The sequence below is a fragment of the Acinetobacter sp. GRABPA_MV_2 genome (assembly GCF_056725885.1).
The window spans coordinates 103,889-124,448 of record NZ_JBWZNA010000006.1 but is presented as its reverse complement, the minus strand read 5'-3'; the positions used below and the strand labels follow the sequence as shown (position 1 = coordinate 124,448).

General features: G+C 37.7%; 25 protein-coding genes. 2 read left to right on the top strand and 23 right to left on the bottom strand.

Annotated features, from left to right (window positions below):
- Positions 1 to 55: 55 nt before the first annotated feature.
- Together ACXM0J_RS07860 and ACXM0J_RS07855 are read left to right on the top strand one after the other, a co-directional pair.
- Entirely contained in the window at positions 56 to 1,603 is a 1,548-nt protein-coding gene (locus tag ACXM0J_RS07860) for a flavin-containing monooxygenase (RefSeq protein ID WP_086264568.1), read from the top strand.
- Positions 1,604 to 1,649: 46 nt separating this feature from the next.
- On the top strand, positions 1,650 to 2,561 hold the full coding sequence (locus tag ACXM0J_RS07855; protein ID WP_086264567.1) for a LysO family transporter: 912 nt from the start codon (positions 1,650 to 1,652) through the stop codon (positions 2,559 to 2,561).
- On the opposite strand, the gene pyrF is transcribed toward ACXM0J_RS07855, so the two are convergent.
- The 23 genes from pyrF to ACXM0J_RS07740 form a co-directional block, all read right to left on the bottom strand.
- Entirely contained in the window at positions 2,558 to 3,256 is a 699-nt protein-coding gene (gene pyrF / locus ACXM0J_RS07850; RefSeq protein WP_086264566.1) for an orotidine-5'-phosphate decarboxylase, read from the bottom strand. The genes ACXM0J_RS07855 and pyrF overlap by 4 nt on opposite strands.
- A gap of 164 nt (positions 3,257 to 3,420) precedes the next feature.
- On the bottom strand, positions 3,421 to 3,786 hold the full coding sequence (locus ACXM0J_RS07845; RefSeq protein WP_033849878.1) for a lipopolysaccharide assembly protein LapA domain-containing protein: 366 nt from the start codon (positions 3,784 to 3,786) through the stop codon (positions 3,421 to 3,423).
- Positions 3,787 to 3,811: 25 nt separating this feature from the next.
- The gene (locus tag ACXM0J_RS07840; protein WP_002121337.1) at positions 3,812 to 4,114 is read right to left on the bottom strand and encodes an integration host factor subunit beta; all 303 of its coding nucleotides are present in this window, start codon (positions 4,112 to 4,114) and stop codon (positions 3,812 to 3,814) included.
- 156 nt (positions 4,115 to 4,270) lie between these two features.
- Positions 4,271 to 5,944, bottom strand: a complete 1,674-nt coding sequence (gene rpsA / locus ACXM0J_RS07835; RefSeq protein WP_002121348.1) for a 30S ribosomal protein S1 — start codon at positions 5,942 to 5,944, stop codon at positions 4,271 to 4,273.
- Between the two features lie 111 nt (positions 5,945 to 6,055).
- Positions 6,056 to 6,736 carry a (d)CMP kinase gene (gene cmk / locus ACXM0J_RS07830; protein ID WP_005069521.1) on the bottom strand — a complete coding sequence of 227 codons (681 nt, stop codon included), beginning with the start codon at positions 6,734 to 6,736 and terminating at the stop codon, positions 6,056 to 6,058.
- A 10-nt stretch (positions 6,737 to 6,746) separates the two neighbouring features.
- Positions 6,747 to 7,187, bottom strand: coding sequence for an SRPBCC family protein (locus ACXM0J_RS07825; RefSeq protein WP_032007239.1), 441 nt, complete (start codon positions 7,185 to 7,187; stop codon positions 6,747 to 6,749).
- A 70-nt stretch (positions 7,188 to 7,257) separates the two neighbouring features.
- Complete coding sequence (gene tadA / locus ACXM0J_RS07820) at positions 7,258 to 7,761, bottom strand: tRNA adenosine(34) deaminase TadA (protein WP_002121378.1); 504 nt, start codon at positions 7,759 to 7,761, stop codon at positions 7,258 to 7,260.
- 5 nt (positions 7,762 to 7,766) lie between these two features.
- Positions 7,767 to 8,891 (bottom strand): enoyl-CoA hydratase/isomerase family protein, encoded by a 1,125-nt coding sequence (locus tag ACXM0J_RS07815; protein WP_081404718.1) that lies wholly within the window; start codon positions 8,889 to 8,891, stop codon positions 7,767 to 7,769.
- On the bottom strand, positions 8,888 to 9,601 hold the full coding sequence (gene ung / locus ACXM0J_RS07810) for a uracil-DNA glycosylase (RefSeq protein WP_017399503.1): 714 nt from the start codon (positions 9,599 to 9,601) through the stop codon (positions 8,888 to 8,890). The genes ACXM0J_RS07815 and ung overlap by 4 nt, the downstream gene beginning before the upstream one ends.
- A 53-nt stretch (positions 9,602 to 9,654) precedes the next feature.
- Positions 9,655 to 10,251 carry a 6-pyruvoyl trahydropterin synthase family protein gene (locus tag ACXM0J_RS07805; protein ID WP_016145101.1) on the bottom strand — a complete coding sequence of 199 codons (597 nt, stop codon included), beginning with the start codon at positions 10,249 to 10,251 and terminating at the stop codon, positions 9,655 to 9,657.
- 228 nt (positions 10,252 to 10,479) lie between these two features.
- Positions 10,480 to 11,439: a type II secretion system minor pseudopilin GspK gene (gene gspK, locus ACXM0J_RS07800; RefSeq protein ID WP_086264565.1), complete on the bottom strand. Its 960-nt coding sequence runs from the start codon at positions 11,437 to 11,439 to the stop codon at positions 10,480 to 10,482.
- The gene (gspJ, locus tag ACXM0J_RS07795; protein WP_086264564.1) at positions 11,440 to 12,255 is read right to left on the bottom strand and encodes a type II secretion system minor pseudopilin GspJ; all 816 of its coding nucleotides are present in this window, start codon (positions 12,253 to 12,255) and stop codon (positions 11,440 to 11,442) included. It abuts the gene before it with no gap.
- Positions 12,255 to 12,635 (bottom strand): type II secretion system minor pseudopilin GspI, encoded by a 381-nt coding sequence (gene gspI, locus ACXM0J_RS07790; RefSeq protein WP_017482272.1) that lies wholly within the window; start codon positions 12,633 to 12,635, stop codon positions 12,255 to 12,257. Before gspI ends, gspJ begins: the two co-directional genes overlap by 1 nt.
- Entirely contained in the window at positions 12,625 to 13,179 is a 555-nt protein-coding gene (locus ACXM0J_RS07785) for a type II secretion system protein (RefSeq protein WP_086264563.1), read from the bottom strand. The genes gspI and ACXM0J_RS07785 overlap by 11 nt, the downstream gene beginning before the upstream one ends.
- Positions 13,180 to 13,185: 6 nt before the next feature.
- Positions 13,186 to 13,794: a TetR/AcrR family transcriptional regulator gene (locus tag ACXM0J_RS07780; protein WP_014206595.1), complete on the bottom strand. Its 609-nt coding sequence runs from the start codon at positions 13,792 to 13,794 to the stop codon at positions 13,186 to 13,188.
- Positions 13,795 to 13,830: 36 nt separating this feature from the next.
- On the bottom strand, positions 13,831 to 14,604 hold the full coding sequence (locus ACXM0J_RS07775) for a TatD family hydrolase (RefSeq protein ID WP_086264562.1): 774 nt from the start codon (positions 14,602 to 14,604) through the stop codon (positions 13,831 to 13,833).
- 17 nt (positions 14,605 to 14,621) lie between these two features.
- On the bottom strand, positions 14,622 to 14,963 hold the full coding sequence (locus ACXM0J_RS07770) for a PilZ domain-containing protein (protein WP_086264561.1): 342 nt from the start codon (positions 14,961 to 14,963) through the stop codon (positions 14,622 to 14,624).
- 10 nt (positions 14,964 to 14,973) lie between these two features.
- Complete coding sequence (locus ACXM0J_RS07765) at positions 14,974 to 15,954, bottom strand: DNA polymerase III subunit delta' (protein ID WP_086264560.1); 981 nt, start codon at positions 15,952 to 15,954, stop codon at positions 14,974 to 14,976.
- Between the two features lie 13 nt (positions 15,955 to 15,967).
- Positions 15,968 to 16,729 carry a 3-deoxy-manno-octulosonate cytidylyltransferase gene (gene kdsB, locus ACXM0J_RS07760; RefSeq protein ID WP_086264559.1) on the bottom strand — a complete coding sequence of 254 codons (762 nt, stop codon included), beginning with the start codon at positions 16,727 to 16,729 and terminating at the stop codon, positions 15,968 to 15,970.
- Between the two features lie 9 nt (positions 16,730 to 16,738).
- Positions 16,739 to 17,749: a tetraacyldisaccharide 4'-kinase gene (lpxK, locus tag ACXM0J_RS07755; protein ID WP_086264558.1), complete on the bottom strand. Its 1,011-nt coding sequence runs from the start codon at positions 17,747 to 17,749 to the stop codon at positions 16,739 to 16,741.
- A gap of 2 nt (positions 17,750 to 17,751) precedes the next feature.
- Positions 17,752 to 19,479 (bottom strand): lipid A export permease/ATP-binding protein MsbA, encoded by a 1,728-nt coding sequence (gene msbA, locus ACXM0J_RS07750; RefSeq protein WP_086264557.1) that lies wholly within the window; start codon positions 19,477 to 19,479, stop codon positions 17,752 to 17,754.
- Positions 19,476 to 19,904, bottom strand: coding sequence for an ExbD/TolR family protein (locus ACXM0J_RS07745; RefSeq protein ID WP_063099691.1), 429 nt, complete (start codon positions 19,902 to 19,904; stop codon positions 19,476 to 19,478). The genes msbA and ACXM0J_RS07745 overlap by 4 nt, the downstream gene beginning before the upstream one ends.
- A gap of 15 nt (positions 19,905 to 19,919) precedes the next feature.
- Positions 19,920 to 20,555 (bottom strand): MotA/TolQ/ExbB proton channel family protein, encoded by a 636-nt coding sequence (locus ACXM0J_RS07740; RefSeq protein WP_063098713.1) that lies wholly within the window; start codon positions 20,553 to 20,555, stop codon positions 19,920 to 19,922.
- Positions 20,556 to 20,560 lie beyond the last annotated feature (5 nt).

The following is a 20,560-nucleotide window of genomic DNA, read 5'->3' as shown; positions in this document are numbered from 1 at the left end:
CTATCAATTTTCACGTCGTTACAATCATGTTTAAACTGATTAAAAAACGTTAGTCTTGCGAGCAATCCTCTTTTCAGCTTATGCAGGGTTTCCAATGCTAAACACAAAGCAATATGCTATTCAAAAAACTAAAATCGCTATTATTGGTGCTGGCTTTGGTGGCCTAGCAATGGCAATCCGTTTACTACAAAATCAACAGCAAGATTTTGTTATTTTAGAAAAATCAAACGATGTCGGCGGAACTTGGCGAGAAAATCGTTATCCAGGTGCAGCATGTGATGTTCAATCTCATATGTATTCATTATCTTTTGCACCAAAAACAGATTGGACAAAACGCTATGCTGAGGGGCCAGAGATCTTTAATTATATTCAAGACATTACACAGAAATATAAAATTAAAGATTACTGCAAGTTTAACCATGACGTAACTCATGTCGAATATGATGAAACACGTCATGTGTGGATTCTAGATTTTAAGAACCAACCTTCTATAGAAGCGCAATTTATAGTTTTTGCATCTGGTCCCCTACACATCCCACAAATTCCTCCTATCAAGGGGATAGAGAAATTCAAAGGAAAAGTATTTCATTCATCAAAATGGGAACATGACTATGACTTAAACGGAAAGTCAGTTGCATCTATTGGTACAGGTGGTAGCGCAATTCAATATATTCCTGAAATAGCCAAAGATGTTAAACAGCTCTATGTATTTCAAAGAACAGCTGCATGGGTAATACCACGAGATGAGCGTAAATATTCAAGCTTAAGTAAAGCATTATTCAAATCTTCTAATATTTATCGCCAGCTTCATCGTAGTCGACTTTACTGGAGTAATGAATCTCGCGTTGTACCCATTGTTCAACCTCAAATCATGAAGTATGGCCAAAAATTGGCAGAAGCATTCATACGTTTTCAAGTTAAAGATAAAGAGTTAGCAAAAAAACTTACACCTGATTTCGTTATGGGATGTAAACGTATTCTTATCTCAAATAAATACTTTCCTACTTTTAACCGAAAAAATGTTGAGCTAGTAACTGATAGTATTCAAGAGATTAAAGAAAACAGTATTGTTACCAAAGATGGACAAGAACGACCTATTGATTGTTTAATTTACGGTACAGGTTTTATTACTGACCCACGTATTTATTTAAAACATTTCACATGTATCGGACGTAATCAAATCGAGTTAAAACAAGCATGGAAAGATGGTGCTGAAAGCTATTACGGAATTATGACCAAAAATTTTCCTAACCTATTTCAATTGGTAGGTCCTAATACAGTTCTAGGTCATAATTCGATTATTTTTATGATTGAATCTCAAGTAAATTACATTTTACAGCTTATTCAGTTAGTAGAAGAGTCTGGTCAAAAAGCAATTGAGATCAAACCAGATGTTCAAGATGCTTTTAACGAACGTGTTCAAAAGCAGCTTCAAGGAACTGTATGGCAAGCTGGTGGGTGTAGTAGCTGGTATCAATCTGCCGATGGTAGAAACTTTTCACTATGGCCAACTTACACATGGAAGTATTGGTTAGAAACTCGTAAAGTTAAGCCCAATGACTACTTACTTTTAAATAAAAGCTCACAGAGCTATGCAGCTTAAAATGTTCAAGACATAATAGGTAGGTTAATAACAATCTACCTATTATATGCAATCTTTTTATCTCATTATTCAAATCTTTTTAGCACTTGCTTCCGGTTATTTCCTAGCACCCAAACTATCTCTAAATATCCGACACTTTATATTTAAAATACTGCCCTATTTTTCTTATATTCTCTTAGCGAGTGTCGCTTTGGAATTAACCTTGGCACTTGATCAAATCGAGAATCCTTCTGCCATACTTCCACCCGCTATTATCATTGCTCTTACAACATCTTTTGGTTCGTTCTTTACGTGTTTATTGGCTTATACAATTTTTGATAAACAAAGCGTCAAAGGAAAAATCTCCCTACAACTTTTTGTAAATGCTTTAAAGAATATTGCGAAGGCTTTTTTTGCATTAAGTATCGGTGTTTTATTCGGCGCTATCATTACTCAATTCACCTCACATATCGCATTTAATAGCTGGTATTTATTATTACTTTTTATTTTCTTAATTGGTATTGAACTTGCCTTTACCCACTTTAACCGCACTTGGTTAAGCTGGAAGATTTTAATTGTACCGTTAGCTGCTTTTATAGGGTCATGTATAGCGGGCTTTTTGAATTACTATTTACTTCACAAACATTTTACACTTAATGAAACTTTAGCTTTAGCACAAGGTTATGGTTGGTATTCAATGTCAGGGATTTTATTTACACAATTACACTCGGCAGAACTAGGTGGAATTGCCTTATTAACTGACTTATTTAGGGAAATCGTTGCTATTTTTCTAATGTATACGATGGGATGGCGTTTTCCACGCCCTGCTATCTCAAGCGCTGGAGCAACCTCAATGGACGTTACCTTAGCCATGGTAAAACAGTCATGTGGTACTCATTATGTACCACATGCCATGATGAGTGGCTTATTATTAAGCCTACTCGCGCCGCTATTAATTAGCTTATTTCTAAATTTTTAGGCAATTGAAGCCAGAACAGATTTCAACATTTCTGTTGGGTTTTCTGCTTTAGTAATCGGTCGACCAATAACCAGATGTGTGGAACCATCAAGCATAGCTTGCTTCGGAGTTACAATACGTTTTTGGTCGTCTGCATTAGAACCCTCTGGACGAATACCAGGTGTTACTAAAGAGAAGTCTTGCCCAATTAATTCACGAAGAATCTTAGCTTCCTGAGCTGAACAAACTACACCATCCAAACCACTTTCCTGAGTTAATTTAGCTAAGCGCTTTACATGTTCAACAGGTTCAACATCTAGACCAATATCTCTTAGATCTTCACGTCCCATTGATGTGAGTACTGTCACAGCAATAAGTTGGGTTTGATAGTTACCTGCTTTTAAACGCTCCACACAGGTTTCCATCATTTTACGTCCACCTGAAGCATGAACATTTACCATCCATACTCCTAAATCAGCTGCTGCACATACTGCTTGGGCTGTAGTATTAGGAATATCATGAAATTTAAGATCAAGAAAAACTTCAAAATTTTGTTCTTGCAGTTTTTTTACAACAGATGGGCCTTCATGAGTAAAAAGCTCTTTACCCACTTTTACACGACATAAAGCAGGATCAAGCTGTTCAACAATTTTTAAAGCGTCATATTGGCTTTTTGCATCTAACGCAACAATGATACTCAAGAGACTTTCTTCCATCATATAAAATCAGCGTTATTATAATAGACAACTCATGAAGGAATAAAGGAATGTAGAGAGCTGCTTTCTAAAATTAAAGCGATAAGAACAAAAGCGTTTATATTTAAAAGAATAAAACTAGAGAGATACTACTCTTTACTCATTAATAAAGAGTAGTATGAGGATTATAGCGGAGTAGAGTTTTTATCTTGCGGATAAATATCTACAACGGTTTTTTCATGTCTTACATTCGCAGCTGCTTCAGCTGCCGCTAATTGAGCACTTTGGATTTGTTCTTTTCTCAAATGGTCAATATCTTTACGCAGGCGTTTAATTTCCCAACTTTTTTGGAATACTCTGAAAACTTGCACACCTAATAAAAGACCAACCACAGTTCCTAGTACTAATGTGAGTAGCAATAATAAGCCTAAACGCATAGCTGGAACTTGGGTAAATAACAAATCAACAGAAAGTTCTGTTGGATTCTGCAAAACAAGTGCTAAAGAATAGCCAAATACAACAATAAGCAATGCAATTAAAATATAACGCATAGGCACCCCGACTTATAAATTTTATTTATTTCCCAGATTCGTTTACTGCATCACGAAGGGCTTTTCCGGGTTTAAAATGTGGAACAGCTTTAGCTGCAACTTCAACTGATTTTCCTGTTTTAGGATTACGACCAACTCTTGGATCACGGTGGTGTAAAGCAAAGCTACCAAAACCACGGATTTCAATTCGATTATCAGTTGATAGTGCTTCTATCATCTGATCAATCATAATTTTAACCGCCTCTTCCACCAAGGGTTCAGCTAAGTGTGGGTTTTTTAGCGCAATGCGTTCAATCAAATCAGACTTATTAAGAGCTTCAGTAGTCATCTACGACCTCGTTATTTATTGCTACTCTATGTCGTTCGATAATAACCTGTTTAAATACAAAACGGTAGCGCAGTATGTTGAATACTAGGCTACCGTTTACAGTAATTTGTATAAAAAGTACAATTCCGTTACATGAAACTGTACTTTGTTAACTTATTACTTCATTTGTGCTTTGATCAAGTCACCAATAGTCTTAGGACCATTGTCTTGACTTGTTGTTGCTGTACGCAAGCTAGCAACTGCTTCTTTCTCTTCAGCTTCGTCTTTCGCTTTGATAGACAAGTTGATAGAGCGAGATTTACGATCAACGTTGATGATCTTCGCTTCAACTTCTTGACCAACTTCTAAGAATTTAGTCGCATCTTCTACGCGGTCACGGTTGATTTCAGAAGCTTTAAGAGTGGCTTCAACTTCGTCAGCTAACTTAACAGTTGCGCCACGAGCATCAACTGCAGTTACAGTACCTTTAACTAAAGCACCACGTTCGTTAGCAGCTAAGAAGTCATTGAACGGATCGCTGTTCAATTGCTTGATACCAAGGCTGATACGGTTACCTTCAGCGTCTACAGACAAGATAACAGCTTCAACAGTGTCACCTTTCTTGTAACGACGAATAGCTTCTTCACCTTGCTCGTTCCAAGAAATATCAGACAAGTGTACTAAACCGTCGATACCACCGTTCAAGCCAATGAAGATACCAAAGTCAGTGATAGACTTGATAGTACCAGATACTTTTTCGCCTTTCTCATGAGCTTTAGCAAACTCTTCCCATGGGTTAGCACGAGTTTGTTTGATACCAAGGCTAATACGACGACGTTCTTCATCAACTTCAAGAACCATAACATCAACTTCATCACCAATCTGAACAACTTTAGATGGGTGGATGTTTTTGTTAGTGTGGTCCATTTCAGAAACGTGAACTAAACCTTCAACGCCTTCAGCGATTTCAGCGAAACAACCGTAGTCAGTTAAGTTAGTTACGCGAGCTTTAACGATAGAACCTTTAGGGTAACGGCTCATGATCGCTAACCATGGATCTTCGCCTAATTGTTTAAGGCCTAAAGATACGCGGTTACGTTCACGGTCAAATTTAAGTACTTTAACAGTAACTTCTTGACCAACTTCAACAACTTCTGAAGGGTGCTTGATACGCTTCCAAGCCATATCTGTGATATGTAGAAGACCATCAATACCGCCAAGATCAACGAATGCACCGTAATCAGTAAGGTTTTTGATTGTACCTGTAACTGTTTGACCTTCTTCAAGTTGAGCAAGTAATGCTTCACGGTCAGCAGAAGATTCAGCTTCCATAACAGCACGACGAGATACAACAACGTTATTACGTTTAGCATCAAGTTTGATTACTTTGAACTCTAACTCTTTACCTTCAAGGTGAGTAGTGTCACGGATAGGACGAGTGTCAACTAATGAACCTGGCAAGAATGCACGAACAGGACCGATGTCAACAGTGAAACCGCCTTTAACTTTACCAGAGATAACACCAGTAACGATTTCGCCATCTTCAAAGATTTTTTCAAGTTTAGTCCAAGTTTCAGCACGCTTAGCTTTTTCACGTGATAAAACTGTTTGACCCATACCGTTGTCAAGAGCTTCAACAACTACGTCAACAGTATCACCAACCTGAACTTCAAGTTCACGTTGTTCATTTAAAAATTCAGCACGGTCAACAATGCCTTCAGACTTTAGGCCAGTGTCAACAGTTACCCAGTCGCTATCGATGTTTACAACAACACCTTGGATGACTGCACCCTTTTCAACGTTGAGGTTTAATTCACTTTCTTCAAAGAGGGCTGCAAAAGATTCGGTCATGATATACCTGATAAATTCAGCGGTCTTGGATCAGACAAGGCCGGTTTAGTTAAGTATCAACATAGTCTTTATAGACTGATCAAGCTATGCTTCAACTGATAATTCTATTTACTAAATAGTACGGCTATCGACATAATCAACCATTAACTTAAATACCTGATCGATCGTTAATTCCGAACTATCAATGATATAAGCATCTTTGGCTGGCTTGAGCGGAGCAACTTCTCGCTCCATATCTCTTTTGTCTCGTGCCTGTATATTAGCTAAAATGTCGTTTATTTTAGCATCTAGCCCCATACCCTGCAACTGTTTTACTCTTCGCTCAGCGCGCGACTCAGCCGAAGCTGTCAGATAAATTTTGGCATTAGCTTCCGGAAAAATAGATGTTGCCATATCACGGCCATCTGCAACTAAACCAGGACTTTGCGCAAAAGCTCTTTGTCTTTCAAATAGTGCCTGTCTAAGCTCTGGAACCACTGCAACTTTTGATGCGTACTCACCAACTCGTTCTGTACGGATTGTTTGAGATACATCTTCGCCATCCAAGAAGACCAAAATCCCTGAGGTAGACGTTTCGAATTTAATGTCCAGTTGACGTGCATATTGGATGCATTCATCAAGCTGACTGTCTAATTTCTCTAATAAATCGTGTTTATGTAATGACAACCCTAATAAACGATATAAGGCACCCGAATCGAGTAAATGATATTGATAATGTGCTGCAAGTTTTGCAGCCAATGTTCCTTTACCCGAACCACTCGGACCATCAATAGTAATAATTTGAACTGTCATTGAACTCTCACTAAGAAGCAAATGCTTTAGCTAATCTCGAAAAGCCTAGTGTAATGGCTAGTTTTAGCTGTGCAAGGATTAATTTACTGACCACTGGCGCTTTTGCCGTTAACTCAATGCGGTATGTAACTAATGTAATGTATGGGGTAATCTCAGAAAACTCGATTCTGCCTAAATGGTGTTTAATCAAAGGATTGTCTATTAATTTATACTCAATACTTTTATTTTCTTCCAACAATGTAATTTCTTCTTTAAGTGGCTTAATTGGACCAAATCCCATACGTCGAATTGAGCCTAAACCATCAGGTCTTTTAGAATCTGCGGAGTCTTTAACACGTACAACTTGTAAAGGGGCAAAAGCAGTATTGTAAGTTGAATGCTTAGAGAGCAAGTTAAATACATCAGTAAGAGGAGCATTAAATTCTTTTTTTACGGTAATTACATTACGCATTGGATCGTCCTTATTACATGGAATCATGGTATTAAAACCGCGTTAGTTTGCCATAAGAGTAAGTTGATTTTTAATCATTTAAGGACGTTTTTTGTTGTTTCTCTTGTTTCTTCTGCTCACGTCTTTGTTTAAAAAAATGGCTAAGTTGTTGAGCACATTTTTCTTGTAGACAGCCATTCTGAAATGTAAACCTATGATTATAATAGCCTTGCTGTAATAACTGACGTGCACTCACCAAAGAACCTGCTTTAGGTTCTGGTGTACCAAAAACCACATGTTTAATTCTTGCATGTACGAGTGCACCTACACACATAGTACATGGCTCAAGAGTGACATATAAAGTTGTGTCTTCAGGTAATCGATAGTTTTCTAGAGAGGAACACGCTGCACGGATAGCTTGAATTTCTGCATGTGCAGTTGGATCTAATAAAGTAATTGGAGCATTATAACCAGATCCAATTACTCGATTTTGGCTCACCAGAACCGCTCCAACAGGGATCTCCCCCTGCTGAGCAGCTAATTCAGCTTGCTCGTAAGCAAGCTGCATCCAGTATTCATCACTATATTCAGTCATTTATTTTAGGTGATCACACCGTGTTGTCTAAGTAAGGCATTCCAGCTATCAATTGAGGTTACTGGTGGACAATCAGCCAATATACCTCTCAAGCTTAGATCGTCACATGGTTTCCACTCAGGTGATAAATCCTTATCAACCAAGCGTGCGCGAACACCTTCCACAAAGTCAGGATGACGTATTTTCCACTCAGAAATCTGGGCCTCTAGATCAAAGACCTCATCCCATGAGTGAATTTGTTTACCCCATTGCCACAGTAACCAAGTAATTGCCGCGGTACTAGGAGATCCTTTTTGCAAATTCTCACTCGCTTGGCGTAACCAATCACTGCTCGCATCACGCAAGCTAACAATAGCTTGATAGTCTTGTTCAAAATTAAAACCACGGCAAACACTATGAATTACATCAAGTGAGTTCTGCAATGGGCCTGCTGCAACAGGACGGTGCAAGCTATTTAAAGTATCATCAATTGCTCGAAAATCCCCTGCAGGATAATGAGCCCAATTAATATTTAAGACTTTTTGCAGAACATTATCACGCTGCGCTTCACAAATATGTGTTGCCCAACCGATGCTATATGCTCCAGCAGCAGTCATGATTGAACCAGTTAAACCCGTAAACAAACCAATTGGACCACGATCTGCCAAGAAACGGCTCGCACCAACGTCAGGATATAAACCAATATTAATTTCAGGCATTGCTAAACGTGAATACGGCGTCACTAGACGGAATGGCGCAGCCATAAACAAGCCTAAACCACCGCCCATCACATAACCTTCGCCCCAAACCACAACCGGTTTAGCATAGTTATGTAAAAGTAGATCTAAAGCATATTCCTGCTGAAAGAACTTATTTGCAGAATCCACTTCTTGATTTATAACAAGTTGGCGTAATTTTCTAACATCACCACCTGCACAAAAAGCTTTTGGTGTAGTTGAGTCTAACCAAATTGCTTTAACTTGTTCATCGTCACGGAAATCTTCAAATACACGCAATAATGCCGTTACGATTGATTCGTCTAAAGCATGTAACGATTTAGGACGATTCAAACGTACTATACGCCAGCCGTTTTTTGCTTCTTCAACCACCAAGTCCGGGTGATAGTTATTTACATTGGGAGAGTTCATCATGCGTCCAATTGCCAGTCTATGGGCTCAATGCCATGTTGTTTCAAATATTGATTTGTTTTTGAAAACACTTTGCATCCAAAAAAACCCCCTCTATTTGCAGCAAGAGGTGATGGATGTGCGGCTGTTAAAACCAAGTGTTTATCTCTATTTATACGTTGTCCTTTGCGCTGTGCATAAGCACCCCACAAAATAAATACTATATGTTGTCTCTGTTCATTTAGAACATCAATAACTTCATCAGTAAAGGCTTCCCAACCCTGCTTTTGATGTGAAGTCGGCTGTCCAGCCTCAACCGTAAGCACACTATTGAGTAAAAGCACGCCTTGTTTAGCCCATTTTGTTAAGTCACCATGGCGAGGAGCCGGAATACCCAAATCTGTATGTAATTCATGAAAAATATTGCGCAAAGATGGTGGTAATGCAATACCTTTTTGAACAGAGAAACTTAATCCATTCGCTTGGTTTGGCCCGTGATATGGATCTTGCCCTAAAATCACAACTTTCACATCAGCTAATGGTGTGGTATTTAAAGCATTAAAGATCTGTTTACTAGGCGGATATATTATTTTCTGAGCTTGTTTCTGTTGAAATAAGAAATCGCGCAAACTATCCATCTGAGGACTTAATAGAAAAGGTGCTAAAGATCTTTTCCAACTTTCTTCTAATTGAACTTTACTGAGTTTATCTTGCTGTTGCTCAGTTAATTGCATTAATGTCATCCTAGATCAATTTTCAATTCTACAAATAAAATAAGTAATTCGATTTATACTTCGACTTGCAAATCAACTTGAGGATTATTAAATTTAACCCCTTTTTTCAAGTCTTCATACATTTGCGGATTTGCCCACTCTATCTGAATTTGTTCTGAAAAAACAATTCCATCAAGACTTAAAATACCCATTTGTTCGTTTTGAATATCTTCAATAAAGCTCTGAGCATATCCAGTATCAGTCTCATGAACAATAACAGAATATACTTCAACATCACCTTCCCCATTTTGAGTGACTGTTGATTGTAAAACTTGCTGAGCTAGATAAAAGAAAATACGTGAAAACTGTTCGGCCGACGGTGAAACAGGTAAAGAAATCCAACGAGCACTAAAAGTCTGACATGCATCAATATATTGAGAATCATCTTTTTCCCAAAAACAGATTGCGTGATCAAAGCTGTCGAACAGGTCTTTTATTACTCCCTTTAGGAGTCCAAAATCATAAACCATTTGCCCATGATCTAATTTCGAAGCTTTAAGCAATAACTCAACTTTATAGCTATGTCCATGAATTGATCGCTTACAACGATCCGATGTACAGTTACGTACAACATGTGCATTTTCAAACTTAAATAACTTACGAATTAACATGTGCCAAATCGATCATTCCTTCTAAGAACATTATTATAAAGCAAAAGACGAAAATTTCGCACCACTTTTCAATTAGAAACAATTAGCAAAAAGTATGATAAGACTTATGAAGAAACATTGGAGATACACATATAGAAAGTTTATATTTACTTTAACGCTTAACCTGAGAAAAATTTATAATTACAAACTTCAAAAAACATCCAAAGCAAATAAATCATAAATTTTCAATTAGTTAAATGGTGCCATATTTCTAGAATATACATAAACCTGCTTATCACTCCGCATCAAGGCACTTGTAAACTGTCTTTTTCTATTATTCAACACAACCTCAATTTGTGCTTGAAAAAAGTTCGACTTCACATCTAAAAGGCTACTAACTTCAGTTTTCTTTTGTGGATCAACTGTTGAAAAAGCATTCAATTGCCATAATTCATCAATATTTTGAAAGAACTTTAAATTCTGTTGGCGTAATTGAAGTTCTTTTTCTATAGTCCCTAAATCTAATTTTTGATCAATACTCGCTAATACTAATGGTGCTGCGGTATTAATATTCACTTTTGTATTTTCAGGTAATGCAGAAATGTATGGTGCAATTAGATCATATTTCTTACCTTCAAAACCTCTTACCAATTTCAACTCTTCTATACGATGAAATTTAGCATTTGAAACTAAATAACCAGGATCAAGACCTTCATAATAATTACTTTCTGCCCCCATAGGTCCAGATGGTTCATCATCTGGGTCTTGCCAATCAATAACTGCTTGACTTAACTCTGCTGGCAATCCTACACGCACAAGCAATCGCTCAAACCAATTTTTAGCAGCTTCGTTTACCTTGCCTTCATTGGTCGTTAAATTGTTTAGATTAAATTTTCCAGACTCATCTAGTAAGCGCCCCGATACGGCTCCATCTTCTATTGGGAAAGGTGGCATTGGCTGAGCCCAGCTTTCCTTTAAATGATCGATACCACCAGCATTATTTGCATCTTGAATTAATAATTCAGAAAAAAAAGCTTCTGCACTTTTTGCATAAAGTAATGACTGATTTTGACGCATCAAATAACCCGTATTTTCCATAGTATTCGTTTGATGCTTTGCAATAGAGGCAGCTAAAATTGTAGCCAAAGCAACCATTATCAAAATTGTGAGTAACGCTACACCTTGCTGATTTTTTTTATAGAGTAACAATTATTGCACTCCTTGTTTGGAGAGCGATAAGTCACCTTGGTTTAAGCTATAAATCCACTCATAACTTACACCTGCAACCGTAAGTTGCATTTTTATTCCTTTTGGCAACTTCCTAAACTCATCAGGTTTTGTGGGATCAATATTAACTTCTGGCCACTTTGTCACTTCTTGAGGTGTCAAAACCATAATTTGAAATTGTTCAACTTGGCTCAACAGCGTACTGGATAAAGGTTGCTCTCTATTTGAAGTATTTAAGTTACTATATTTAAGACGATAAAGCTTTTTTTGATCAGGATCATATCGATATTCGATACGCTCAAAAGGTGATAATCCTTGCTTTAATGGATCAGTAACACCCGCCTTACTAAAGCGAAGAACTTGATTATCAACTTCTAAAGCTGGACGTAATTGCCCGCCTTGATTGGCTGATAAAGGTATAATTTGCAATGTATCACGCAAAACTTGTTGATAAGCATCTTGTAATTCAAATAGCTGCACTTCATGTTGAGTATTACGATCACGAACTTTTAATAAATAGTCAAAAACCTTCCACCCCAACAAAGATAAAATAGCAAAAATTGCAATTGAAACTAAAAGCTCAACTAAAGTAAATCCTGAGGCACGAGTTAATCGAGCACTGCTCGATCGTGCCGCAAGATGAGAAACTGTGTTTCGAGTGTGAGAGTCTTTAAAGCAACGCTTTGTCTGAGCGCAAGACGAAGAGCTTTGCTCGGAGTAACCCCTCATCATCTGCTCCGATCGTACCGCAAGACGTGAAGCTGAGCTTGAAGAGCGAAAACTTTTATTCTTTATCATTATTTTGCTTTCATTGGATAATTAAAAAATACCAAGTGAGTAATACCATTTTGGACTTTGCCCTTATCTGAATCATATAAGCTAATTTGTAAATCTACTTTCTGAACATTCGGGCTAATTGTAGATTGTGCAGATTTGTCAATCTGCCAAGTTTCACCTTGAGAAGTAATTTGCTTGCTTTGAGTACCTTCGAGCCATTCCTGATTTATCTCCATTAAAGCAACTTCATTCATTGCCACAAACTGAGCTTTTGTTCTAAGAATTGCATTTGAGGTAGATTGAGTATATTGCATGGCTACTTTAGTTAACGCGACAGCCGCCACTGCAAAAATTGCTAAAGCAACCATTACTTCTAATAGAGTAAAGCCTTTAGATTTCATTTATTTTACCCAAATGATCAATTTGTATTTCTGAACCAATTGGTTTTTGTTCAAAGTAAAACTGTATTTTCACAGTTTTAGCTTCACCGTTACCGAACCAGATTAACTGTGGAGCCTGCCCTCCAATTAAATCGGTATTCGTAGCTTTTGAATAGTTTTGCTCATCTAAAGGTTGTATTGTAAAAGATACATGTTTAGGTAACTGGCGTGTATTAAACTCAGAATATTTCTGCCAGCGATTTTTTAAATCTTGGACCTGTAATTTACTCTGGTCATGATACTCATACAATTCATAAGAAAATGGTGAAACATCTGTTTCACTCAGAGTAGATAAAGCTAAAACACGAGACTGATCAAGCGACTCTTTACCAATTTTATGAATATCAAGCAAAAATAACTCTCTTGCTTGCATCGCTTTCTTTTGGTCAACCCCACCTATGTTGAGTACAACTAGAGAGGTCATAATCGTCATAATAACAATCACCACCATCACTTCTATGAGAGTAAAACCTTTTTGGAATACAAGTGGTGATTGAGATTTCATATCGACCTAAGCATACTGCTCAACGGCTTGTTTAGGTAGGGCCAAAGCCTGATCAATATAAGCCACCCTTAAAGTGTCTCTTGAACCTAAATATCGTTGATAAAAACTTGAGTTGAGAATAGCAGCCGCGCCATGAGTTAATGACCAAATAGAAGCAAGATAATCTCGTGTAGGCATATTGCTTTGAATAGATTCCAAATAATGGTCTGTCATGCGAATGATAATTCGCAATCTCTGTTTACGTACCTGATAAAGTTCGTGAAAAAGATGATGTACGCCTTGAGCAGTGATTGAGAGTTTTTCCTCGATTTGATGGAATAAAACTGTTCGCTCAGGATGATGCAAATGATGCAACATGAAAAAGGCTAAATGTTCCGGAAAGGCCTTTTCAGTATCTTGAACCATTTCAAGTAACATACGCTCATTACGAATGATCAACAGCATGTACAACTCATCTTTACTTTGAAAGTGTTTGTACAAAGTTCCTTTTGCTAGATCAAGCTCAGCAGCCAAGACATCAAGTGTCATTCCGGCTTCGCCATTTTCTAGCAATAATTGTTCCGCAACCTGAAATATTAATACTTCTCTTGCTCGGAACTGAGCCTGACGATCCATCTTCACGCAATTACTCTCTTATATAGTTTCTATGACCTAAATCGCTTTTAGCAAGTGCTCAAAATTTTGTGAGGTGATCATTGCAATTTCCTCAACCGATTTATCATATACATCACCGAGCGCTTTGGCTACATAAGGCACATATTTTGGCTCATTTGTTTTACCACGATATGGGACAGGAGCTAAATACGGGCTATCTGTTTCAATTAAAAGGCGATCTAGTGGAACCTGTTTAGCTACATCGCGCAAATCCTGTGCATTCTTAAATGACACAATACCGGAAAAAGAAATGTAATAACCACAATCAAGCACAGCTTTAGCAGTTTCCCAATCTTCGGTAAAACAATGCAGGATCCCATGGGTTGATTGTTCAGCACGGATAATATCTACCGTATCATGCTTTGCTGATCGGGTATGAACAACAACTGGTTTTTTTACAATTTTTGAAGCTTGGATATGTCTTGCAAAACACACCTTTTGCTCTTCAATAAAATCTGTACTGTGATAATAGTCCAATCCAGTTTCACCTAAAGCCCATACTTTTTCTGATTGAGCCAATTCAACCAAATATTCAGTTGTTGCACGTGCCATTGTGTCCACATCCTCACAAGGGTGTACACCTACCGTATAACCAACATCTGCATGTTTATTTGCAATTTCAGCTAGTGCAATATGGTCATCGAGATCAACGGAAATTGCCATAAACTTAGACACTCCTTCTGCTCGCGCCGCTGCAAGCGCAAGGTCCAGATCACCGTTATAAGGTGTCAAATCTAACATCGTTAAATGGCAATGCGTATCAACAAACACTTTTATTTCCTATCTAATTACATGGTATAACTTGGACGATCTAGAGACATACTACCAGCCAAAACTCGTTCTGCCTCAGTTTTATAGTAAATTCCCTTATCTCCGCTTAATTGAATAGCAAAACCCTGAGGTTTAAATCCACTTTGCTTATGTGATATCCAAATCACTTTACCAGTTAAAGGAATTTTCTGAGACTGCTCAGGTAAAGTAGCCAAAATGAAAATTTCTTGTCCCATTTTCACCTTTTGTTTTGACGGCACAAAAAGGCCTCCACCTTGCACATATCCCATATAACTTGCTTGCAAAGTAGCTCTATCAGGAATATTTACCTGAATAATCCCCCCCATTTGCGTTTGCATAATTTTCCCCTTAAATATTCATTAATGTTACAAATAATTGATCTATAATAAGTTGAGTTTGAACATTTTGTTCAACAAGTTTTTTTGCCTGTTGCAATTCATTATAAATATTAAATAAGCTTTCTAAATCATAATATGGACTTAACTGCTCAAAATTTATATCAGTATTTTTTTGTGGTTGATTAAGCTTGATACAAATTAAATCACCCAACAAGTATTCAAAGAGCATGATAAAATCATTAAAACTTAACTCTTTTTGCCACTTTCCCGAGAAAAATAGAGGCATATTTTTTTGAGCAACAATTTTAAGCCAATCATTTAAGAAAATCTGTCTTTTCACAAACCAGTCACTTTTAGCAATTTCCATTGCTTGTAAAGGCATATCATTAGATAAGGCAAGCAATAAATCAGGCTGTACTTCGGCAAGTTCAGATAAATGCTCATTCAAGTATGATGTAGCTTGCTCATATGAGATACGATCTAAAGCAAAATGTTGCAATCGGCTACGAATAGTAGCTGGTAATTTAAGATAGTGATCTGCCAATAAAATTAAAACAACACGTTCACCAGGTTCTTCTAATGTCTTTAGCAAAGCATTTGATGACGCCAAGTTAAGCGCTTCAGCAGGTTCAATCAGAATAACACGCCAACCTTCTCCAGTTTGTTGCACAAAAGGCAGTAGGTCACGAATCTTTTCAATTTTGATTTTTGCATTCTGCTTTTTATTTTCTTCATCCGTTGTGATATGGACATAATTGGGATGAGTATCTGATTTTAACCATTGGCAACTGCTGCACTCACCACAAGGGCCCTGCGGCTGCTTATTTAAACAAAGGACCCAAGCCAAAAAATGTTTCGCGAAAGCATGCTTTCCACACCCTTGCTTGCCGTAAAATAGTAAGCCGTGTCCAATATTGGGAAACCTTGTTGTTAAAGTCTCCCATGTTGTTTGCTGCCAAGGATACACCTTTGGAGTTACATTCGGATTCATTAAAAATTAACGCTTATTCAAAAGATTCAACAGGCATATTATTTAAGCGATCAAGATCAGCTTGAGTATCCACACCTGGTGGCAAATTGGCTTCGGCTACAGCAATTGCAATTCGATGACCATTTTCCAAAACACGCAATTGTTCAAGGCTCTCTAGCTTTTCAAGCTTCCCCATATCCCATGTTACATATTCTTGTAATAAGTTCACTCGATAAGCATATAAACCTAAATGGCGAAATGCTTGTGAATGTAAAGTCTGTTCATCATGCTTAGCCCCATCTCGATCATAAGGAATGGTAGCCCGACTAAAATATAAAGCTTCATTTTGTTTAGACATGACTACTTTTACAATACTGTCACGCTGGAACTCATCTAAAGTATGAATCGGCTCACACAATGTAGACATTGAACAATTGGGTTTATCAACCAAAAGTTTTGCAACTTGCTGAACAAGTTGAGCTGGTAATAAAGGTTCATCACCTTGAACATTTACAATAATATCATCTGCATCCCAGCCCTTAATGCGAGCCACCTCACTTAAACGGTCTGTACCTGAAGGATGATCAGCACTGGTAAGAACTACATCAATTCCATCTGCGCGGCAGATCTCAGCAATACGTTCATCATCTGTTGCCACGCACAAATCATCAAAACCTTCGACTTTTTTTGCCTGATCTACTACACGTAAAATCATAGGGCGATTATGAATAAGCAACAATGGTTTACCTGGCAAACGCGAACTTGAGAAGCGAGCTGGAATGACGATGTGTTTCATGTTTTCTTCCTAAGATAATTGAATATCAAGTTCTTGCAATTGCATTTTTAAAACCTGATAACACTGTGTAGACAGGACAGCTTTAACAGGAACTACCCAAATAGGTTGTTTAAATTCTGGATGTTTTTCAAGTAATGATAATAATTTAACCGCATCTTTTTCAGTTGTAATGAGTGGCAGCTCATCATCAAAAATTAAATCATCAATTGTGTAATCATGATGATCGCGAAATGCATGCTCATGAAATTGCTTCAACCCTAGATCTTTAAGTGTTTGATAAAACCGTTGAGGAAAACCAATACCAACTACAGCATGATAATTATTCTCAAGATTAAAGCTTAGTTTAGAATTAGATAAAGAGTTAAGTAAATATGGCTGTCCTGTCTCGAGATGCATGTTTAATTCTGTAGCAGGTTTATGAGTATGCTCGATCACTGTTCCAGTTTCTAAACGCGCAACAGGTTCCCGCAGATAGCCTTCAGGTAATAGTTTTTTATTTCCTAAACCACGATTTTGATCCAGTACAATCCATTCGATCTGTCGATCTAATGCCCAATGCTGCAACCCATCATCACTAATAATCAAATCTATTTCTGATGACTCAAGCAATAACTCTATTGCAGCCTGTCTATTAGGACCTACCGCCATTGGTACACTTGTAGCCTGAACAATTAATGCTGGCTCATCCCCAGCCTGAGCCACTTGGGCACCCGCGGTAACCAGCATTGGAAAAGGACCACTACCGCCATATCCCCGACTAATTACACCTACTTTTACATTATGCTGACGTAGATAATTCACCAATTGTATTAGCAATGGCGTTTTTCCACTTCCACCTACCGTGATATTACCTATAACCATCACAGGCACGGGTGCTTTATAAACTTGCTTAAAACCTGAATTATAAAGATTACGATTTAGTAAAAACCCAGCCCGGTATAAACAAGACAATGGACGTAAAGCAATCAACCAACTCGACTGCTTACTCCATGCATTTTGGATCAGCTGGGCTAATGACATGCCTAGTTATCCTCGAAATTACGCTGATGTAATTGATAATAAGCACCATGTTTTGCGAGGAGTTCTTGATGAGTCCCCTGTTCAACAATTTGTCCTTGATCCATCACGACAATACGGTCAGCATTCTCAATTGTTGATAAACGGTGAGCAATGACAATCGTAGTACGGTCTTGCATCGCTTCATCAAATGCTTGCTGAATAAAATGTTCAGATTCATTATCAAGAGCACTTGTAGCTTCATCTAAAATTAATATTGGAGCATTCTTTAAAATTGCTCGAGCAATAGCAATTCGCTGACGCTGACCGCCGGATAAGTTTAGGCCCTGTGCCCCTAAAACAGTATCATAACCATTTGGTAAATTCATAATGAAGTCATGTGCATATGCAGCTTTTGCAGCAGCATGAATTTCCTCATCTGAAGCACCTTGCAACTGACCATATGCAATGTTTTCACGAACAGTACGGTTAAATAATACAACTTGCTGATTTACCATTGCGATTTGTGTACGCAGACAAGAAAGATCAATGTCATTAATTGGCAAGCCATCTAAATAAATTTGCCCACTTGATACTTCTTGGAAACGTACCAACATATTAACTAATGAGCTTTTACCAGCGCCTGAACGCCCAACTAATGCTACAGTTTGACCAGGAAGAATATCTAAAGAGAAATCTTTAATAGCCTGTACGCCATCAGCATAATTTAATGCCACATGATCAAAACGAATCGCACCATGTAGTTTAGGTTTCAACTGACCGTTATTTTGCTCTTCAGGCAAATCTAATAGTTCAAAAACAGAATGAGCTGCCGCTAAACCACGTTGTAACTTTTCATTAACATCAGTCAAGTTTTTTACTGGTTTTGCTAATAAACCAGCAGCTGTAATGTAAGCCACAAACTCACCAGCACTTGTATTACCTAAAATCTGTGGTCTCAGAGCTAACCATACAATAAGGGCCATCGCACAAGCCATTACTACCTGAACCACAGGGCTATTCAGGTTTTGTACAATCACCATTTTTAAACCACGTTTTAAGTTTTCTTCCGATGACTTATAGAATCGTTCTTGTTCAGACTCTTCACCAGCAAAAGTTTTTACTACAGCATTACCATTGATACTCTCTTGAACAACGTGGTTCACATCGCCCATCGTATCTTGAACTTGTAAAGAAAGCTTTCGCATGCGTTTTGAAGCTTTACGTACCAATACACCAATTACAGGTAAAAATACAAAAATACATAGAGTAAGACGCCAATTGGTATAAAACAAATAACCTAATAGTCCTAGAGTAATCATCCCATCTCTAACGATGGTTCTTAATGACTCAGAAGAAGCTGCAGTTAACTGCTCAACGTTATACATAATTTTTGCAGTAATATGGCCAGATGAATTATCTAGGTAATATTGTGCCGGTAGTCTTAAAAGTTTGGCATAAACTTCTTGGCGAATACTAAAAACCAAACTACGTGAAATCACCGCAGTATAGTAACCGCCCATAAAAAGGCCTAAACCACGGAAAAAAACCAATAAAATGATTAATAATGGGAACCAATCCAAATCAGCTCTACTGCTATTTTGGATTGCATCAATAATAAATTTAATCAATTTAGCAACGGAGACTTCTGTTGCTGAGTTAATACCGAACCCGATAAGAACTAATAAAGCCACGCCCCAATAAGGTTTTAAATAGGCTATGAGACGCAAATAAACCTTAAAATCTTGATTCACTCAGAAAAACCTCTAGAAGGAACTTTGGTACTAATATTGATGTTAACAAAACCGAGTTGTCCTGCTACATCCATAACGCGAATTACATCCTGATGAGATGCTTTGGCATCCGCAGCAATGATGAACATAAAATCACGGCGCTCTTGAGCAACTTGCTTAATCGCAGTACTCAGATCAGCAACCTCTTTAGACGAAAGTGCCTGACCATTTACAGCATAATGACCACTAGAGTCTACCACGACTTCAATTTTATGATCGTACTGTTTTGGTGGAACACCTTGTGCATCTGGTAATGTTAAATTGATGCGACTTGGCTGATTAAAAGTGGTCGATAGTAATAAAAAAACCAAAATGAACAACAAACAGTCGATCATCGGCGTTAAATTGATATGAATATCTTCAACCTGAGAACGTTTAAATTTCATCTGGCTATTCACCCATTATCCAACACGACGACGCTCTGCTATAGACGAGGAATGTTTATAGAACAATGAGGCATGAAATAAAGTCGATTGCTGCTCTAGTTCAGCAATATAATCTTGTACTAATCTTTGGAAATAGCGATAAGCAATTAAGGCTGGAATAGCAATTAGCATTCCCACAGCTGTAGTAATAAGCGCTTTAGAAATACCGGGAATCATTAAACTAGGACTGCCAGCCGATCCAAAATCAATTACAAGGAATGATTCAATAATCCCAACTACTGTACCAAGCAATCCTAATAAAGGCGCTACAGCACTCAAAGTACCCAAGAAATTAATATTTTTCTCTAAATAAGAAATTTCTTGAGAAGCTGCCACTTCCATTTGCGCACGTGCAAATTGCTCACCATGCTCACGATGATCGAAACCTGCTTTTAAAATATGAGCCAATGCGCTGTTTTGCACTTCTACATTTTGTTCCAAATTTTCCACAATATCTTCAGTTCTTAAGGAACTATTATCAATTAATGCTTTGGGTAGAACTTGTGAACGTCTTAACCGAACAAAACGCTCAATACTGATCGCAACAGTTAAAATTGAGCATAGAATTAAAGGCAGCATCAACCAGCCACCCGCTCTCACAAGTTCCCACATATCTT

Coding starts and splice junctions, on each gene's coding strand:
- ACXM0J_RS07740 (WP_063098713.1), bottom strand. CDS start 20,555: ATGTGGGAACTTGTGAGAGCGGGTGGCTGGTTGATGCTGCCTTTAATT.
- ACXM0J_RS07780 (WP_014206595.1), bottom strand. CDS start 13,794: ATGGATCGTCAGGCTCAGTTCCGAGCAAGAGAAGTATTAATATTTCAG.
- cmk (WP_005069521.1), bottom strand. CDS start 6,736: ATGACAGTTCAAATTATTACTATTGATGGTCCGAGTGGTTCGGGTAAA.
- ACXM0J_RS07825 (WP_032007239.1), bottom strand. CDS start 7,187: ATGCGTAATGTAATTACCGTAAAAAAAGAATTTAATGCTCCTCTTACT.
- gspI (WP_017482272.1), bottom strand. CDS start 12,635: ATGAAATCTAAAGGCTTTACTCTATTAGAAGTAATGGTTGCTTTAGCA.
- ACXM0J_RS07845 (WP_033849878.1), bottom strand. CDS start 3,786: ATGCGTTATATTTTAATTGCATTGCTTATTGTTGTATTTGGCTATTCT.
- ACXM0J_RS07855 (WP_086264567.1), top strand. CDS start 1,650: ATGCAATCTTTTTATCTCATTATTCAAATCTTTTTAGCACTTGCTTCC.
- pyrF (WP_086264566.1), bottom strand. CDS start 3,256: ATGGAAGAAAGTCTCTTGAGTATCATTGTTGCGTTAGATGCAAAAAGC.
- kdsB (WP_086264559.1), bottom strand. CDS start 16,729: ATGAAACACATCGTCATTCCAGCTCGCTTCTCAAGTTCGCGTTTGCCA.
- ung (WP_017399503.1), bottom strand. CDS start 9,601: ATGCAATTAACTGAGCAACAGCAAGATAAACTCAGTAAAGTTCAATTA.
- rpsA (WP_002121348.1), bottom strand. CDS start 5,944: ATGACCGAATCTTTTGCAGCCCTCTTTGAAGAAAGTGAATTAAACCTC.
- ACXM0J_RS07805 (WP_016145101.1), bottom strand. CDS start 10,251: ATGTTAATTCGTAAGTTATTTAAGTTTGAAAATGCACATGTTGTACGT.
- ACXM0J_RS07815 (WP_081404718.1), bottom strand. CDS start 8,891: ATGATGAACTCTCCCAATGTAAATAACTATCACCCGGACTTGGTGGTT.
- lpxK (WP_086264558.1), bottom strand. CDS start 17,749: ATGTCATTAGCCCAGCTGATCCAAAATGCATGGAGTAAGCAGTCGAGT.
- ACXM0J_RS07770 (WP_086264561.1), bottom strand. CDS start 14,963: ATGCAAACGCAAATGGGGGGGATTATTCAGGTAAATATTCCTGATAGA.
- ACXM0J_RS07745 (WP_063099691.1), bottom strand. CDS start 19,904: ATGAAATTTAAACGTTCTCAGGTTGAAGATATTCATATCAATTTAACG.
- ACXM0J_RS07765 (WP_086264560.1), bottom strand. CDS start 15,954: ATGAATCCGAATGTAACTCCAAAGGTGTATCCTTGGCAGCAAACAACA.
- ACXM0J_RS07840 (WP_002121337.1), bottom strand. CDS start 4,114: ATGACTACTGAAGCTCTTAATAAGTCTGATTTGATTGAACGCATTGCG.
- gspJ (WP_086264564.1), bottom strand. CDS start 12,255: ATGATAAAGAATAAAAGTTTTCGCTCTTCAAGCTCAGCTTCACGTCTT.
- tadA (WP_002121378.1), bottom strand. CDS start 7,761: ATGACTGAATATAGTGATGAATACTGGATGCAGCTTGCTTACGAGCAA.
- ACXM0J_RS07785 (WP_086264563.1), bottom strand. CDS start 13,179: ATGAAATCTCAATCACCACTTGTATTCCAAAAAGGTTTTACTCTCATA.